Source organism: Streptomyces sp. NPDC087428, assembly GCF_044744085.1.
Classification (GTDB): domain Bacteria; phylum Actinomycetota; class Actinomycetes; order Streptomycetales; family Streptomycetaceae; genus Streptomyces.
The window spans coordinates 597,560-613,308 of record NZ_JBIUXR010000001.1 but is presented as its reverse complement, the minus strand read 5'-3'; the positions used below and the strand labels follow the sequence as shown (position 1 = coordinate 613,308).

Annotated in this window: 16 protein-coding genes; 10 read left to right on the top strand and 6 right to left on the bottom strand. The window is 71.1% G+C overall.

Features of this window, described 5'->3' with window-relative positions; translation table 11 throughout:
* Positions 1–60: 60 nt before the first annotated feature.
* Entirely contained in the window at positions 61–408 is a 348-nt protein-coding gene (locus ACIO3R_RS02765) for a hypothetical protein (RefSeq protein WP_402102614.1), read from the bottom strand.
* Between the two features lie 313 nt (positions 409–721).
* Here ACIO3R_RS02765 and ACIO3R_RS02760 point away from each other — a divergent pair, with 313 nt between their 5' ends.
* Both ACIO3R_RS02760 and ACIO3R_RS02755 read left to right on the top strand, forming a co-directional pair.
* Positions 722–1,651 carry an acetamidase/formamidase family protein gene (locus ACIO3R_RS02760; RefSeq protein ID WP_402102611.1) on the top strand — a complete coding sequence of 310 codons (930 nt, stop codon included), beginning with the start codon at positions 722–724 and terminating at the stop codon, positions 1,649–1,651.
* A 174-nt stretch (positions 1,652–1,825) separates the two neighbouring features.
* Entirely contained in the window at positions 1,826–2,452 is a 627-nt protein-coding gene (locus tag ACIO3R_RS02755; protein ID WP_402102609.1) for a GNAT family N-acetyltransferase, read from the top strand.
* Here ACIO3R_RS02755 and ACIO3R_RS02750 read toward each other — a convergent pair.
* Positions 2,436–3,182, bottom strand: a complete 747-nt coding sequence (locus ACIO3R_RS02750; protein WP_385036253.1) for a DUF1838 family protein — start codon at positions 3,180–3,182, stop codon at positions 2,436–2,438. The two genes, ACIO3R_RS02755 and ACIO3R_RS02750, sit on opposite strands and share 17 nt — an antisense overlap.
* A gap of 166 nt (positions 3,183–3,348) precedes the next feature.
* Here ACIO3R_RS02750 and ACIO3R_RS02745 point away from each other — a divergent pair, with 166 nt between their 5' ends.
* From ACIO3R_RS02745 to ACIO3R_RS02735, 3 genes are all read left to right on the top strand, one after another.
* Entirely contained in the window at positions 3,349–3,972 is a 624-nt protein-coding gene (locus ACIO3R_RS02745) for a hypothetical protein (RefSeq protein ID WP_385036252.1), read from the top strand.
* Positions 3,973–4,146: 174 nt separating this feature from the next.
* Positions 4,147–4,767: a dihydrofolate reductase family protein gene (locus ACIO3R_RS02740; RefSeq protein ID WP_402102604.1), complete on the top strand. Its 621-nt coding sequence runs from the start codon at positions 4,147–4,149 to the stop codon at positions 4,765–4,767.
* 126 nt (positions 4,768–4,893) lie between these two features.
* Entirely contained in the window at positions 4,894–6,843 is a 1,950-nt protein-coding gene (locus tag ACIO3R_RS02735) for a protein kinase (protein ID WP_402102601.1), read from the top strand.
* Positions 6,844–6,888: 45 nt separating this feature from the next.
* Here the strand turns inward: ACIO3R_RS02735 and ACIO3R_RS02730 are convergent, their stop codons facing one another.
* Entirely contained in the window at positions 6,889–7,689 is an 801-nt protein-coding gene (locus ACIO3R_RS02730; RefSeq protein ID WP_402102597.1) for an alpha/beta fold hydrolase, read from the bottom strand.
* Between the two features lie 151 nt (positions 7,690–7,840).
* Positions 7,841–9,523 carry a cellulase family glycosylhydrolase gene (locus ACIO3R_RS02725; RefSeq protein WP_402102594.1) on the bottom strand — a complete coding sequence of 561 codons (1,683 nt, stop codon included), beginning with the start codon at positions 9,521–9,523 and terminating at the stop codon, positions 7,841–7,843.
* Positions 9,524–9,835: 312 nt separating this feature from the next.
* On the opposite strand from ACIO3R_RS02725, the gene ACIO3R_RS02720 reads away from it, so the two are divergent.
* The 3 genes from ACIO3R_RS02720 to ACIO3R_RS02710 all read left to right on the top strand — a co-directional run bounded on the left by ACIO3R_RS02720 (position 9,836) and on the right by ACIO3R_RS02710 (position 12,895).
* A complete protein-coding gene (locus ACIO3R_RS02720; RefSeq protein ID WP_385032997.1) occupies positions 9,836–10,357 on the top strand; it encodes a TetR/AcrR family transcriptional regulator in 522 nt (173 codons plus the stop codon).
* Between the two features lie 116 nt (positions 10,358–10,473).
* On the top strand, positions 10,474–11,112 hold the full coding sequence (locus ACIO3R_RS02715) for a zinc ribbon domain-containing protein (protein ID WP_402102590.1): 639 nt from the start codon (positions 10,474–10,476) through the stop codon (positions 11,110–11,112).
* A gap of 232 nt (positions 11,113–11,344) precedes the next feature.
* Positions 11,345–12,895 (top strand): SPFH domain-containing protein, encoded by a 1,551-nt coding sequence (locus tag ACIO3R_RS02710; protein WP_402102587.1) that lies wholly within the window; start codon positions 11,345–11,347, stop codon positions 12,893–12,895.
* A gap of 8 nt (positions 12,896–12,903) precedes the next feature.
* Here the strand turns inward: ACIO3R_RS02710 and ACIO3R_RS02705 are convergent, their stop codons facing one another.
* Complete coding sequence (locus ACIO3R_RS02705) at positions 12,904–13,758, bottom strand: NAD(P)H-binding protein (RefSeq protein WP_402102585.1); 855 nt, start codon at positions 13,756–13,758, stop codon at positions 12,904–12,906.
* A complete protein-coding gene (locus ACIO3R_RS02700) occupies positions 13,755–14,225 on the bottom strand; it encodes a nuclear transport factor 2 family protein (protein ID WP_402102582.1) in 471 nt (156 codons plus the stop codon). Before ACIO3R_RS02700 ends, ACIO3R_RS02705 begins: the two co-directional genes overlap by 4 nt.
* Positions 14,226–14,314: 89 nt before the next feature.
* Here ACIO3R_RS02700 and ACIO3R_RS02695 point away from each other — a divergent pair, with 89 nt between their 5' ends.
* Positions 14,315–14,959, top strand: a complete 645-nt coding sequence (locus ACIO3R_RS02695) for a TetR/AcrR family transcriptional regulator (protein ID WP_402102579.1) — start codon at positions 14,315–14,317, stop codon at positions 14,957–14,959.
* A gap of 36 nt (positions 14,960–14,995) precedes the next feature.
* Positions 14,996–15,565: an SMI1/KNR4 family protein gene (locus tag ACIO3R_RS02690; RefSeq protein WP_402102576.1), complete on the top strand. Its 570-nt coding sequence runs from the start codon at positions 14,996–14,998 to the stop codon at positions 15,563–15,565.
* The last annotated feature ends 184 nt before the right edge of the window (positions 15,566–15,749 follow it).

The following is a 15,749-nucleotide window of genomic DNA, read 5'->3' as shown; positions in this document are numbered from 1 at the left end:
ACAGGGAGACACCGCGAACGCGGACGGCGCACCCCGGGTCCGGGGCGATCCTGATCCGGATCAGCTGAAGACGACCGACCGGAGCTTCAGCCGGCTGGAGGCGTGCCCGCCGTCGGGCCGCAGGGTGTAGTGGGCGCCGTCGCAGTCCGGGCCGGTGAAGACCGTCGCGGTCGAACCGGAGTTGTTCCAGGGGGTGTCGGCCGGTTCCGAGGTATCCGGGTCGTCCAGTCCGGGCAGGGTGACGCACTCCCGGCTGGGCGGGTCGAGCAGGGCGACCGTCTGCCGGTAGCCGTGGGACGTGGTGTACGTGTAGGTGAAGTCGCCGTCGGCCGCGCTCGCGGAGCCGGGCAGGCTCACGACGAGCGCGAGCGCGCCGAGGGCAGCGGCCGCAGTGGTACGAAGTCGCATGGTGGGGGCACTCCTTGTGGAATTCATCGCGCGGTTCGTCCGAGGTCGGACCGGAACGGGACAAGATCGTTCCGCCCCGAGTCTGGCCCGGCACCCACCCCGCCGGGCCACGGATTCACTCGCACGCTGTACGCGCTCACCCGTACGGGAACGGCCGCACCGGTTCGCTGTCGGCCATGTGGGTCACGCCCCGGACGGACCGCCCGGAAACCGGCTGTGTTGTGCAACCCGGCGCTTCCGCGCCAGGATCGGCACCACAGCGCACCACCCCTCTTCGCACGGCACGGAACTCGATCTGGAGGCCCCACCGTTCATGAGTGACTTCAGCATTCACCGCGGACAGGTGCACCACGCCTGGGACCGGACGGTCAGGCCCGTCGCCACGCTCGCCCCGGGTGACGAGGCGGTCCTGGAGTTCCAGGACGCGAGCGGCGGCCAGCTCACCGCCGGGTCGACCTCCGCGGACCTCGAAGAGCTCGACTTCGGGACCCTCAACCCCGTCACGGGACCCCTGTACGTGACCGGGGCCGAGCCCGGTGACGCGCTGGTCGTCGACATCCTCGACGTACAGGTCGGGGAGTGGGGCTGGACGGCCTGCCTGCCCGGTTTCGGGCTGCTCGCCGAGGACTTCCCCGATCCGTACCTGCGGATCTCGACGATCGCGGGCGGGCACGCCGAACTGCTGCCCGGTCTGCGCGTCCCGGTGGTGCCGATGATCGGGACGATCGGCGTCGCCCCGCCCGAGCCGGGACCGCACTCGCTCATCCCGCCCCGCCGCTGGGGCGGCAACATGGACATCCGCCACATCGGCCCCGGCGCCCGGCTCGTGCTGCCCGTCGGGGTCGAGGGCGCCCTGCTCTCCGCAGGCGACGCGCACGCGGCGATGGGTGACGGCGAGGTCTGCGGTACGGGTATCGAGACGCGGGCGACGGTGCGGCTGCGGGTGGACGTCCGCAAGGGCGCCGCGCCCCGCACCCCGGTCATCGAGACCGACCCGGTCAGTGCCCGCACCGGCGCCGCCCTGGCCACGACGGGCATCGGACCGGACCTGATGGAGGCGGCGAAGGACGCCGTCCGCGCGCTGATCGACGAGATCTCGGCCCGTACGGGGCTCGTTCCGCAGGACGCGTACCTGCTGGCGAGCGTGGCGGCGGACCTGAAGATCTCCGAGATCGTGGACGCGCCGAACTGGGTGATCACGGCCCATGTGGAGCGGGCGCTGCTGAACGGGGCCCACGCATAGGCGTGGACCCGCGTCCACGCGGTGGCCGGCCGGCCGCGTTGCGCCAGACGGTCACGTCCACCGTCATGTACGTGCTGGGCGAGCCCCCGGGCGAGTGGCTCCGGTACGTCAGGAGGGCCGGAGGCCCCGCTTCGAGCTTCCCGGGGTCCGGACCCGTCTGTGACACTTCCGCTCATGCCGTACTTGGTTGCTCCCGCGATCCCTGCCGGTGCGCTGGCCGCGACCGGCCAGCCCGCCCTGCCCGTCGTCGGCGGTGCGCTGTTGCGCCCCTGGCTGCTGACCGACGCCGCGGCGGTGCGGGAGGCGTTCGAGGATCCGGCGATCCAGCGCTGGCACATGCGGCGGGCCGATTCGGTGGCCGAGGCGCGGGGCTGGATCGAGGCCTGGCGGAGCGAATGGCGGTCGGAGACGGGCGCTCACTGGGCACTCGTCGACGCGGAGAGCGACACGCTGTGGGGCAGGGTCGCGCTGAAGTCCTTCGCGCTGCGGGACGGTACGGCTGAGATCGCGTACTGGACCGTTCCGTCGGCACGCGGCCGGGGCCTGTGCCCCGGGGCGGCCGCGGTGGTCACCCAATGGGCGCTGCACGAGCGCGGGTTCCACCGCGTCGAACTTGAGCACTCGACCGCCAACCACGCGTCCTGCCGGGTGGCGGTGAAGGCCGGATTCGAGGCGGAGGGCATCCGGCGCGGGGCCTGGCCGCACGCGGACGGCCGGCACGACGTACACCTCCGCGCCCGGGTCCGCTCACCCCGTCCGGAGCTGTCCGGGGACGGTCCGACCGCTACCGGGGCGGGTTGAGCCTGCGGAAGTACGTCCAGCTGGTCTCGTTCGGCTCGCTCCACTTCTCCGGGGCCCGGCCGAACTCCGGGTGGTGGTCGGCGATGTAGGCACGGGTCCGCTCGGGGACCTCGGCGTACGAGCCGAGCTTGCGGCCCCGGCAGTGGAAGGTGAGGCCGCCGGGCCGTTGGCCCCGGGCCATCCACGGGAGCCACGGGGACATCCGGGTCCACGACATGGTGGCCGGGACGCTGGGCGCCGGGCCGGCCAGGTCGGCGCGGTCGGCGAAGAACTGGAAGAGCTCCAGGGCCTTGTACGTGTCACCGGCCGAGTGCACGGGGTACTGGGCCACCGGCAACGGCGAGGGGTAGGCGAGCGGGATCTCCAGGCTGAAGCAGACCTGGCCGCCCAGCTCGGTCGTCGGGATCGGGAAGGGGCGCCACTTCTGGTTCGCCGGGTCGTTCCAGACGTGCACCACCGGCAGGTCCTGCCAGGTCTCCAGGATCTCGCGGCTCGCGGGGTCCAGGTAGAAGGCGGCCTCACGGGTGAGCAGTTGGTAGGCGTCCGGCCCGGCCTCGGCGTCCTGGACGAGCCGGGAGACGTTGAGCCCTTCGAAGCCGAGGACGCGCTGGTAGGGCTCGTCGGGGGACCAGGCGTACACGTCCCCGGACCACCAGTACGTGACCTCCTCGCCGTCCAGCGAGGCGCGGGTGCGGGCGAAGGAGCGGAGCAGCTCTGCGGATGACGTCATACCCCCTACTCTGCTCGGCCGTTGCCCCGACCGGGCGGCGAACACCCCGGTCTCCCACCGGATTCGCACGAGACGGTGGCGCCGCCCCGGCACCGATCCGCTCTCCCCGTCATCTGTATCGGTGACCGGGAGAAGATCCGGAGCAGGCGGGGAGAGGGCTGGGAACGTGCACGCATCGCATCGCCTGTGGCGTCTGGCCCTGTCCTGCTGCGTGCTCGCGGCGGCGACCACGGTGTCCTGTACGAAGCCGGTGCCGGTCAGGGACGAGAAGCAGACGGCACGGGACGCCTACGCGGGCGGGTACGAGAAGGGCCGGGCCGTGCGGGAGTCGGGCGGAAAGGGTGCGTCGATCGCCGAAGTCGTATGGGGCGGCTGTACGCGACGGGCGCTCGACGCGGGGCGGGTGGCTGAGGCGGACCGGGGTGCCTGGGTCGGGGGATGTCTGGACGGAGTGAGCGAGCGCGCCAAGAACCCGCCGGACGGCCGGGTGACGGTGAGGACGCAGGAGAAGGGCCTCCTGCCCGAATTCCTGGAATGGCTGGGGGAGGACAACCACGCGCTCGTCGCACACGTCAGCGCGATCACGGTCGTGGAACTGGGGACTCCCGGACTCGACTTCGACGTCGAGCTGACGACGGACTACCGGCCCCGCGCCGCCGACAGGTTCGACGCCGAGGAGATGTCGGCCGAGTTCGTCGAGTGGTGGGACGGGGACGACGGGGACGGGAAGGCCCAGAACCTCGTCGTCCGTGGATCCCACGGAGAGAAGATCGCAGCACGCAGACTGTAGGGCTCCGTCTCCGGCGCCGGCTGGGGTGGCCGCCCCGGCCGGGGGGCCGAGGGCCGCAGGGGGAGGGGAGCGCGTGGAAGCCTCGATTCCCGTTGCGCGGCGGACAGGTCTGCTTGATCATGACGGTCGAGAACCGCCCGTCCCGTGGCGGCCGCCGTGGACGAAAGGGCCTCCGTGCGCAAGCTCGTGTACTTCATCGCTTCCACCCTGGACGGCTTCATAGCCGGTCCGGACGGCGCCGACCCCAGCGGACCGGACGGATTCTGGCCGATCCCGGAGGACTACATCGGGCACCTGATCGCCGAGTACCCGGAGACCCTGCCCGGCCCCGCCCGTACCGCCCTGTCCGTCTCGGCGCAGGGCACGCACTTCGACACGGTCGTCGAAGGGCGCAGGTCCTACGGGATCGGCCTCGCGGCCGGACTGTCCGACGCCTACCCGCATCTGCGGCACATCGTGTTCTCCCGGACGCTGGGCGAGAGCCCGGACACCGAGGTGGAGATCGTGGCCGGCGACCCGGTGGCGCGGGTCAGGGAGCTGAAGCAGGAGGAGGGCAAGGACATCTGGCTGGTCGGCGGCGGGGAGCTGGCGGGCGCGCTGTACACCGAGATCGACACGCTGATCGTCAAGCTGAGTCCGGTGACCATCGGCGCGGGCATCCCGCTCTTCTCCGACAGGGCCACGTTCGACCCGTCGAGCTGGACGCTCACGGATCACACCGTCCTGGACAGCGGGGCACTGTTCCTGACGTACGAACGCGCCACCACGACCGTCACCCTCTCCGTCACCGACTGACAGAACCCGTCCGGCCACCCGCCACGTCCTCGACTTCGCCGGAACGCCGATGCCCCTATTGTCGACGGCATTGAACCGGCGTCCAACTGGCAGTCGGTTGATATGAGTTCGGGGAGGAACAGCAGTATGAGCGGTGCGCACGGGGACGGGGACGGGGACGGCCGCGGCGGGCCGGAGAGCTACGTCGACGGGGGCCTCAAACCGCTCACCGCCTTCGACCCGCCACGCATCGGGCCGTACCTGCTGCTCGGCCGGCTCGGCGCCGGGGGCATGGGGCGGGTGTTCCTCGCCCGGTCGGACAACGGGCGCACCGTCGCCATGAAGGTGGTCCACGAGGAGCATGTGTCCGACGAGCGGTTCAGGGCGCGCTTCCGGCGGGAGATCGAGGCGGCGGGCCGGGTCTCCGAGCGGTACACCGCGCCGGTGCTGGACTCCGGGCCCGACGCGGACCCGCCGTGGGTGGCGACCGGATACGTGCCGGGCCTCTCGCTGGAGCAAGTCGTACGTCGGCACGGGCCGCTGCCCGCCCCGTCGCTGCACACCCTCGCCGACGGGCTGCTGCGCGCCCTGAAGGACATCCATGACGCGGGGATCGTGCACCGCGACCTGAAGCCCTCGAACGTCATGCTGACCGTGGACGGGACCAAGGTCATCGACTTCGGGATCGCGCGGGCCATGGAGACCTCCGTCGAGGCGCTGCTGACCAGTACGGGGATGATCATCGGGTCACCCGGCTTCATGGCGCCGGAGCAGTTGCGCGGGGACGGTGCCGTGCCCAAGAGCGATGTGTTCACCGTCGGGTGCGTGCTCACGTACGCGGCGACGGGGAGGCTGCCGTTCGGGCAGGGGGCCACCAACCAGCACGCCGTCATGTACCGGATCGTCCAGGAGGAGCCGGATCTGGAAGCGGTCGCGAATCCCGCTCTCCGGTCGCTCATCGCACGGTGCCTGATCAAGGACGTCGACCAACGCCCCGGTGTGGACGACCTGTTGGCGGACCCGGACCGGGTCGGGCCGATGGCGGCCGGACGGGCATGGCTGCCCGCGGACGTACTCACGCACATCGCCCGGCAGACCGCCCAGCTGCTCGATGCCGAGGTGCGGCCACTGCGTGAGGAGCCGGCGGACCGGGCGACCGTCGGCCTGCGCCCGCAGGCCGAGCCGAGCGCCGCCGCACAGACTGCCGAACCGCCCGCGGTCGTCCCACCCGGCGGGGCGGGCGCGGTCGTCCCGCCGGCCGACACGGGCTCCGGGACGGAGGCGCGACGCGACAAACGCCCCCGTCGGCGCCGGACCGTCATCGCCGTGCCCGTCTTCGTCGTCCTCGCCGCCGGGGGAGGCACGGTGGCCGTCCTCCAGCCCTGGAACGGCGGCAGCGACGGGGTGCACGCCCGGACGCCGGGCAGCAGCAGCGTGAGCCCCACCTCCGGCGGCAGCAACTCGCCCGGCCGGCCGATTGGTTCGCCGTCCGAGGAGGGGAAGGGCAAGGACGGCAAGGGGAGTGGGGGCGGCAGGAGCGGGGCCACGGAACAGGGTGGCGAGAAGCAGGAGAAGTCCGGCGGCACGTCCACCGGTTCGGGCGACGCGGCATCCGGCGCCGCGGACTCCTCGGGCGCGAAGACAGTCGGCTCGTCCGGCTCCGGCAGTACGTCCACGGGCACCACGGGCTCCTCGCACACGCCGGGCTCGAAGACAGGCGCCGCCTCGGGCTCCGGCGGCTCGTCCACGGGCTCCACGGGTTCCACGGGCAGCGGCGGCTCGTCCACCGGCTCCCCACCGCCCGCCATGAAGGGCTACAAGCTCCTTTACACCAACTCGTGCATCGGGGCATGCGACATGCCGCTCAACGTGAGCTGGTCACCGGTGTCCCGAGCGACGCGCTACGACGTCCACTACACCAACAAGGGCAGCACCTTCACCAAGAAGAACGTGGACACCATCTACTCCACGGGCGGCACCAACTACACGATCAAGGGCCCGTACTCCGACGACGAGATCTGCGTCTCGGTACGCGCGGCCAATAAGTACGGTGCCTCCGCCTGGGCGGAGACATGGTGCGGCACGGTCCCCCAGTGAGCGCGGCGCAAGGCTCCGAGGGGAACTCTCCGCCGCGGATCTTCCTCAGTCGATCCCGTCCAGGAACCCGGAGATCACGGCGTGCAACGCGTCGGGCCGTTCCAGGTGCAGATCGTGGCCGGTCCCGGGGAAACTGACGGCCGTGGTGGCGGGGCGCCGGCGCAGCATCTCGTCGAACTCCTGCGGCGCGACGAAACCGGCCTGGCCCAGGGCGAGCAGGGTCGGACAGGTGACGGTGTCCCACTCGTCCCAGAAGGGGCGCCGTGCGTTCTCCGCCAGGGAGCCGACCATGACGTCCCGGTCGAACCGCGGCCACCATCCGCCGTCGCGTTCCCCCAGTCCGCTCGCCCAGCCCTCGCCGAGCGGCCCTCCGCCGAAGAAGCGGACGGCCGCTCCGCGCGAGGCGAACGGAACCGGCCACGTGTCGAGCCAACTGCCGATCTTCGCCGGGGTGTTCGGATCGGCAGTGCCGGGACCTGCCTCGACGAGGACGAGCGCGCGAACGTACGCGGGGTGGGCGGCGGCGGTGAGCATGGCGGTGTGGGCGCCCAGGGACTGGCCGATGAGGACGGGCCGCCGCAGTCCGAGCTGATCGGCCACGGCGACGACATCGGAGACGTAGGCAGCGCGGGAGACGTCCCGCGGACGGCGCTCTGCGGCGCCGTGCCCGCGCTGATCGACCGCGACGACCCGGTATCCGGGGCTCAGGGACCGGGCCAGCGCGTCCCATTCACCGGCGTGCCCCGCCAGGCCGTGCAGCAGGATGACGGGCTGCCCGGGACCGCCCCGGTCCCGGCACACGAGCCGGACACCGTCCCGCACCACGGTGCGCTCGGACCAGGACATACGGGCCTCCGGTGCGTAAAGGGCCAGTAGACCAGGAGCGCCGGGGGAGGACCAGCAGGTTTCGCGCGCCGACCGGCGACGGGCGGTGGCCCGGCCGGCCGGCGCTGTGACGCTGTGACGCGGCGTGCGGCTGCCGCGTCAGGTGGCGGCGTCAGGCGGCGGTGCAGGTGGCGCCGCTGAGGGTGAACGCGGTCGGTGCGGTGTTCGTACCGCTCTGAGCGCCGGTGAAGCCGACGGTGACCGATCCGTCGGCGGCGATCGTGGAGGTGTACGAGGCGGGGGCGACGCTCACCGAACCGCCGGTCTGGGCGGGGGTTCCGCCCCACATGTTGGTGACGGTCTGGCCGTTGGCGAAGGAGAACCCGAGTGTCCAGCCGTCGATGGCGGTGGTGCCGGTGTTGTGGATGGTGATCTCGCCCTGGAAGCCGCCGGGCCACTCGCCGACGACCCGGTACCCGACGGAGCAGCCGACACCGGGCGTCGTACCGCCCGACTCCGTGGTGACGCCGACCGTGGCCGAGCGCACCGAACGGTTCCCGGCCGCGTCGCGGGCGTAGACGGCGAAGGTGTACGCGGTGTCGGGGCTGAGCCCGTTCACCGCAAGGGAGTTGGTGGTGGTGGAGGCGACGTTGCTCTCCGTTCCACCGCTGACGCGTACGACGTCATAGCCGGTGACGGCGACATTGTCGGTGGCGGCGGCCCAGCTCAGGGTCGCGGAGGTGGCCGTCACGGCGGAGGCGGTCGGAGCGCCGGGGGCGGTCGGGGCCTCGGTGTCGTCCTCCGCGGCACCGCCGTAGACGGTGGCCTCGCGGGAGGTCTGGGCGATGCCGTCGGCGCCGTGGAAGATGCGCTCACCCCAGGAGCTGAGCCGGGTGGGGTCGAAGCCGATCGTCAGGTCGAGGATCGGGTCGGTGTTGCCGCTCCACGACCAGGCGATGTATCCGAGCCCCAGCTGCTCGGCGGTGGCCATCATCGTGTCCTCGTCCGGATCGCCGTACTGATCGGCGGGACCTCCGAACTCGCCGATGACCAGGGGCAGTCCGGCGTCCGCGAAGGCGTTCAGGTAGTCGGTGACCTTCTGGGCGGTGTTGTAGACGCTGTACATGTGGATCGAGAAGATCAGGTTGCCGGTGGGGTCGGCGTCGTGGACCGCCTGCGCGTTGTCGCGCATGACGTTCTCCCAGTCCTGCCCCCAGTTGGGCGCGTCCACCATGATCGTGTGGGCGAATCCGGCGGCGCGCAGCTTCTGGACCGCGGCGGTGGTGGGAGCGGTCCAGCCGGCCGGATCGGTGTTGCCCCAGGGCTCGTTGCCGATGTTGATGACGACGTAGTCCTCCTGGCCGGCGAGGACGTCCTTCAGGCTGATCCAGTAGTCGGCGGCGTGATCGAGCGTGCCGGCGGCGGAGTCCTCTCCGTAACCGGTGGTGTCGTGCACCTCCAGTACGCAGATGAGCCGGTTGGCCTTGCACTGGGCGATGACGGCGGCGACGTCCTGCGGGCTGTTCTTGCTCCAGCGGTAGCCGTCGGAGAGGACGACGCGCACGGTGTTGGCGCCGGTCGCCTTGATGTCGGCGAGCGACTGGGTCTCGCTCGGGTACCAGGTGTGGGCGTGGTTGACCCCGCGCATGACGAAGTCGTTCCCGTTGCCTTCGAGTAGTCGGCCGTCACTGATGTGGAGGCCGGTGGCGGCGGCGGGTACGGGGGCGGTGGCGGCCTGCGCCGGGGCGAGACCGCCGAGGGCGATCAGTCCGAGGAGGGTGACCAGGGCGGTCAGGAGGGCGGTGACGGGGCTCTTGCGCGCTGGGTTCTTCGCCGTGCTTCCTGCTGTTCTCACTGCGGCTCCAGGGGGTGGGCGGTTCAAGAGCTGGGCAACGACAGACGTTCCATGGCTTCATGGGAGCGCTCCCATATTTGCGCGCTCCCATGAAGCCATCCAGTCAGGGGCACGTCAAGAGAACGGGCAGGGTCGGCGGTGGCCTTCACCGCTCCGCGGCTCCTGCGGTGCCGCGTCGCCGGGGCCGGCCGGGAGGGGGTCTCCGGAGTCCGATCCGGCGACTTCGAGGCAGGACACTCGCGCTTATTGGCTGATAATATTTCGACGATTTGAAGACACAGAGTGGGTGACGGCGTGAGAGGTGCGGCGCGGTTGCCGGCACGCTCGGACGAGCTCCTCGCGGCAGCGGAGCGCGCGTTCGCGAGGCGTGGTTACTTCGGGACCTCGACGGCCGAAGTGGCCGCTGAGATGGGGGTGTCGCAGCCTTACGTGATGCAGGCGTTCCGTTCGAAGCGGAATCTCTTCGTACTGACCCACCGGTTCTCGGGCGAGAAGGTCCTGCGCGCCTTCCGCACCGGCCTCGCGGACGGGGGTTTCGACCCGTCCCGCGTCGGCTCGGCCTACCGCGAACTCGTCCTGCGACAGGGGCCCGCCGTGCTCGTCTTCGCGCACGCGTTCTCCGCGGCCGCCGGCGAGCCGGTGATCGGGGAGGAATCGCGACGCCTCTTCGGCGAGATCCACCGGCTCCTGGCTTCCTCGGGCGCGACGGAAACGGAGATCGCCGGATTCATGGGCCGCGGGATGCTGATCAACACGCTGCTGCTCATGGAAGGTCCCCACTACGCCGCCCGGCACGGCTTCGAACCGCTCACAGGGCTGGTTCTCGGCTCCTGACCGGCGGCCCGTGACGACGCCGACGCCGGGTCGACGCCGAGGCCGGCGGCGCCGGGCCGATGCCGGGTCGGCCCGTTGATCGAGACAGAGAGTAGAAGTAGAAATGGGAACAAGACGTGTCTGAAGCCGTTCCGTTCACCGACAACATCCGCGACCTCTCCAACACGCAGGGCTACCAGTTCGAGTTCCACTGCGAGCGCTGCGGCAACGGCTACCGCTCCGCCTTCGAGCGCGACCTCCGCGAGACCGGCCAGAACCTCGTGCGCGGTGTGAGCAACCTCTTCGGCGGCTCGTTCAACAACATCAGCAACGCCGCCGACCGGTTGCTGGACCGCGGTACGAACTCCGCCGCCAAGGACAAGGCGATGCGCGCCGCCGTCCACGAGATAGCCAACCGCTTCAACCAGTGCCGGGGGTGCGGCGACTGGGTCTGCGGAGAGATCTGCTGGAACGGCCAGGTCGGCCAGTGCGCCCGCTGCTCCCCCATCGCCACGGAGGAGATCGCCCAGCTCCAGGCCGAGGCCCGGCGGCGCCAGATCGCGGACCAGCTCCAGAACACGAACCTCACGCAGGGCCTCGACGTCGGCCGGCAGGCGCAGCCTCGGTGCCCGTCCTGCGGGGCGCAGGCGCTCGGCGGGAGCTTCTGCGGCGAGTGCGGCTCCTCGCTGCGGCAGGAGAAGACGTGCGGGTCCTGCTCCACCGTCAACCCGGCGGCGTCCAGGTTCTGTTGCGGCTGCGGAAACGGCCTGAACTGAGGTTCCCGCCTCGTTGTCCACCGGGTGGCCCCGCCCCTGCTCGTCTGTCTGCCGGCCGCCCGGTGGGGCCGTCGCGCGTGCTCCCAGGGGTCACGCGGCCTCCTCCCGCTCAACACCCGACATTTCAAGGTCACTTCGCCACTTACTGACCCCCGTGAAGCGGATTCTGGGAGACTCCGACCCGGAGAGCGCCCGGCAGGGTGCGGGGGATACACGAGGGCAGGGGCCAACCGTGGAAGCGGTCATCATCAGTGCGATCGTGCTGGGGCTGCTCGTGGTCGCAGCCCTGTTCAAAGCCGTTCAGCTCATCCCGGGTTCCAGCAGCGCCGTCCTGGAGCGTTTCGGCCGGTACCACCGGACCCTCGATCCGGGCCTGCACATCGTCTTTCCGTTCGTCGACTTCATCCGTAACCGGATCGACCGCCGTGAACAGGTCGTGCCCTTCCCGCCGCAGCCGGTGACGACGCAGGACAGCGTGGTCGTCAACATCGACACCGTCCTCTACTACAGGGTCACCGACGTTCGGGCGGCGACGTACGAGGTCGCGAGCTACATCCAGGCCATGGAGCAGCTCCTCGTCGCGACGCTCCGCACCGTCATCAGCGGCATGAGCCTGGCGAAGGCGGTCGCCTCCCGCGACGAGATCGCCGTCGCTCTGCGCAGAGTCCTCGAAGAGGACACCGGCAAGTGGGGCGTCCAGGTCCACCGCCTCGAACTCAAGTCGATCGAGCTGCCCATCCCCATCCAGAAATCGATGGAGGGGCAGATGCGCGCGGACTTGGACAAGAAGGCAGCCATCCTGCGCGCCGAGGCGATCCGGGCGGAGGCGGTGATGAAGGCGGAGACGGAGCGGGACGTGGCGGCGATCCTCGCCGGCAAGGCGGAGGCGGGTCGTACGGCGCGACCGTTGCCCGGCCCGTCGGCTCCGTCCGGCGGTCATCAGCCGCTACGGAAGGGGGACCCCCGACGAATCGGCCGCTACGACCTGGTGGCGAGGCTGGGCCAGGGAGGAATGGGAACGGTGTTTCTCGGCCGGTCCCCGGGCGAGCGGATGGTCGCCGTCAAAGTCATCCACGCCGAGTTCGTGTCCGATCCGACGTTCCGGCAGCGGTTCACCCGCGAGATCGAGGCCGCACGCCGGGTGGGCGGCTTCCACACCGCCGCCGTGGTCGACGCGGACGCGGAGGGCGAGAACCCCTGGCTGGTCACCGAGTACATTCCCGGCCCGTCGCTGCACGACGTGCTCAAGCAGCACGGCGCGATGCCGCCGAGAACCCTGAACTCCCTGGCGCTCGGCATCGCCGAGGCCCTGGAGGGAATCCACTCCTGCGGCATCGTCCACCGGGACCTCAAGCCGAGCAACATCATCGTCTCCACCGCGGGCCCACGCGTCATCGACTTCGGCATCGCGCGAGCCCTCGGCAGCACCTCGCTCACCCGCACCGACTTCGTCGTCGGCACCCAGGGTTTCCTCGCCCCGGAGCAACTCGCGGGGCAGGCACCCACACCTGCCACCGACCTCTACGCCTACGGCATGGTGCTCTGCCACGCCGCCGGTGCCGTGCCCTTCCCGGACGGCGAAGACCTTGAATCGGCCCTGGAACTGCTGCCGTCGACCCTCGTCGACGTCATCACCCGCTGCCTCGCGCACCGTCCCGCCGATCGCCCGAACTGCACACAGGTCCTGGAACGGCTCACGCGGATCCGCCAGAAGTCCGACGACTGGCTGCCTCCCCCCATCCGGACCATGGTCGACTTCCACAACGCTCCGACGGCCCGCTGAGCCGGGGTTCAGCTGGGCGGCCCGCCCAGCTCCCGTTCCGCGACGGCGTGGAAACCGCGCGCCGGGCGGCCGGTGAGGCGCAGGACCGTGTCGGTGGTGCGGTCCTCCGCGCCCTCGGCGATGGCGCGGTCCATCCCGGCGAGCATCGCGGCGAACTCGGCGGGGATGTCGGCGGCCAGGCGGTCGCGCATCTCCTCGTACGTCAGTTGCCGGTGGGTGATGGTGCGACCGGTGACCCGGGAGACGATGGCGGCGATGTCGCCGTGGCTCAGCGCTTCGGGACCGGTGATGACCAGGTCGGTGTTCGGGGCGGGCGTCCCGGTGAGCGCGTGGACGGCGACGGCGGCGATGTCGTCGGCGTCGACGAACCCGACGCGGCCCTCACCGGTCGCGGTGCGGATGGTGCCGTCCGCTTCGATGCTGCGGGCGTGGGCGTGGTCGCCGGTGAAGTTCTGCATGAACCACGAGGGCCGCAGGACCGCCCACTCGGGGAAGAGGCCGGGCAGCGCCTGGTGCACCTGCCCCACGGCGGGACCGCCGGCGGGGATCGCCGACGAGCTGAGCAGCACCGCGCGCCGGACCCCCGCGGTCCGGGCCTGCCGGAGGAAGGGCACCATGACGGCTGTCGGGTCCGACGAGCCCAGCGGCGGAATGAGGTAGACCCGGTCCGTTCCGTCGAGGGCGCCCGCGTAGGACGAGGGGTCGTCCCAGTCGAACCGCACGGGACGGGCCCCGTCCACAGGGCCGGCCCGCCGACTGGCGGCCTTCACCCGCACGCCGGCCGAGACCAGCCGGGCGGCGACGCGGCTGCCGGTGGTGCCGGTGGCCCCGACGACCAGGGTGAACTGCGCTGAATCCGTCATCGGTTGCTCCCGGCGAAGTGGGTGGCGGGGTCCTGGAGGGCGAGCGGGTTCCAGTAGTCGCGGTAGTGGGTGATGAGGCCGTCCTCGACGGTGACGACGGCGATGTACGACATGTCGAAGGGGCCGTCGCTGTCCACGAGGCGGCCGACTCCGCGCATCTCGACCACGATGGTCTCCGGGGCGAGGGTCTGGTGGATCTCTACGTGGGGGAAGTCGTGGAGGTCGATGTGGTCGGGATAGTCGCGCATGTACTCGGCGACGGCCGCCCTGCCCTCCAGCCGCTTCGGCCAGCCGTCCGGCGCGAAGGGGAATTCGAGGGTCCCGCCCTCGGCCCACAGGCCGGTCCAGGCGGGGATGTCCTTGTCCAGCAGCAGTCGCAGGCCGTGGCGGTACAGGTCCGCAGGTGGGGCATGGGCGGATGTGGGATGCGCCGGCGTGGGCCACGCCGGTGTGGGATTCGCGCTCATGAGTGACTCCGTCGCCTACAATGCGGACCAGCGGTCCGCTTCGTCATCACGATACGGACCCGTGGTCCGCTTTGTAAAATGGAGGAACGATGACCGACCGCAAGCCGCGGGTGGACGCCGCTCGCAACCGGGAGGCCGTCCTCGCCGCCGCCGACACGCTCTTCGCCCGCTGCGAGAGCCCCGAGGCGGTCACCATGGCCGACATCGCGGCAGCGGCAGGCGTCGGCAAAGCGACCCTCTTCCGCGGCTTCGGTGACCGCACCGGCCTCATCCGCGCGCTGTACGAAGCGCGGCTCGCACCGGTCAGGCAGGCGACCGAGGAAGGCGCGCCGCCTCTGGGACCCACCACCCCGCCGCTCCAGCGCGTACCCGCTGTCCTGGATGCCGTCCTGTGCTTCAAGCTCGACAACCGCCACCTGGCACTGGCGCTGGAGGGCACCGGCCGAGACAGCCCGTACGAGGCGGAGCACTACGAGCTGTGGCACCACACGCTCCGGGCCGCTCTGGAGCAGATCCCCGGACTCGACGACGCCGATTTCACCGCACACGCCCTGCTGGCCGCCGTCCGCGCCGACCTGGTCGAACACCTCGTCGGCCAACAGCGCACGACCCGGGAGGGAATGCGCGCCCAACTGGCCGTCTTCACCGCGAGGGTGCTGGATTCCCCCGCGACGCCGGCCCGAACGCCACGGCGTCCCGAACCACAGCACCCCGATCCACGGCCCCATGAATGACCGACCGAACCGTCACACCACGTCAGGAGAACCCCCATGTCCGGACAGGCCCCCGAAACCGTTTCCTCGATCTGGGCACGGATCGAGCAGTGGTACGCCGAGCGCGACGCCGCCCACTTCCTGCTGCCCCCGGCCACCGCCGAGGACATAGCCGCGGTCGAGGCGGAACTCGGCGTCGCATTGCCCGAGGCGGTCACGCTGTCGCTCCGGAGACACGACGGATCGAGGGACAGCGGCTGGCCGGCAGGCCAACTGCTCTCCTGCGCCGGGATGATCAGCGAGACGACGGTCTGGCGGGACCTCCTCGCGGACGGCACCTTCGACGACGTGGCGGACCTCAACGCGAACGACGAGAACGCCCAGGCCCTCAAGCCTGGCTGGTGGAACACCGGCTGGATCTCACTGGACGCGGACGGCGGCGGAAACGGCTCCGCCCTGGACCTGTCACCGGGTCCCGACGGAACCGTCGGCCAGATCATCGACATGGACCACGAGGTGGGCCCGAGCGGCCCCACGGCACCCGACTTCATCGGCTACCTGAGCGACAGGCTCGAGGAGCTGGAGGACTGCACGGTGGTGGACGGGAAGTACGTGGACGCCGGCTGAGCCGGCAAGTCCGGGAGGGAGGGCCCATGGAGCCGAGTCCGTACGCGCACCCGCGAGGCACCCAAGGGCCGTCCGTCCCGTAGGTCCCGTGGCCGAGCGAAGCTGTCCTCGTGCGGCCGGACCCCCGGACCCCCGGACCCCGTCACCGAGCGGCGGCGGCCGAACAGGTCGAGCGCTGCCCCCG

What these genes read in the sequence shown, in the direction of transcription:
- ACIO3R_RS02690 (WP_402102576.1), top strand. Translation starts at nt 14,996, where the DNA reads ATGTCCGGACAGGCCCCCGAAACCGTTTCCTCGATCTGGGCACGGATC.
- ACIO3R_RS02695 (WP_402102579.1), top strand. Translation starts at nt 14,315, where the DNA reads ATGACCGACCGCAAGCCGCGGGTGGACGCCGCTCGCAACCGGGAGGCC.
- ACIO3R_RS02760 (WP_402102611.1), top strand. Translation starts at nt 722, where the DNA reads ATGAGTGACTTCAGCATTCACCGCGGACAGGTGCACCACGCCTGGGAC.
- ACIO3R_RS02705 (WP_402102585.1), bottom strand. Translation starts at nt 13,758, where the DNA reads ATGACGGATTCAGCGCAGTTCACCCTGGTCGTCGGGGCCACCGGCACC.
- ACIO3R_RS02750 (WP_385036253.1), bottom strand. Translation starts at nt 3,182, where the DNA reads ATGACGTCATCCGCAGAGCTGCTCCGCTCCTTCGCCCGCACCCGCGCC.
- ACIO3R_RS02765 (WP_402102614.1), bottom strand. Translation starts at nt 408, where the DNA reads ATGCGACTTCGTACCACTGCGGCCGCTGCCCTCGGCGCGCTCGCGCTC.
- ACIO3R_RS02730 (WP_402102597.1), bottom strand. Translation starts at nt 7,689, where the DNA reads ATGTCCTGGTCCGAGCGCACCGTGGTGCGGGACGGTGTCCGGCTCGTG.
- ACIO3R_RS02735 (WP_402102601.1), top strand. Translation starts at nt 4,894, where the DNA reads ATGAGCGGTGCGCACGGGGACGGGGACGGGGACGGCCGCGGCGGGCCG.
- ACIO3R_RS02700 (WP_402102582.1), bottom strand. Translation starts at nt 14,225, where the DNA reads ATGAGCGCGAATCCCACACCGGCGTGGCCCACGCCGGCGCATCCCACA.
- ACIO3R_RS02755 (WP_402102609.1), top strand. Translation starts at nt 1,826, where the DNA reads ATGCCGTACTTGGTTGCTCCCGCGATCCCTGCCGGTGCGCTGGCCGCG.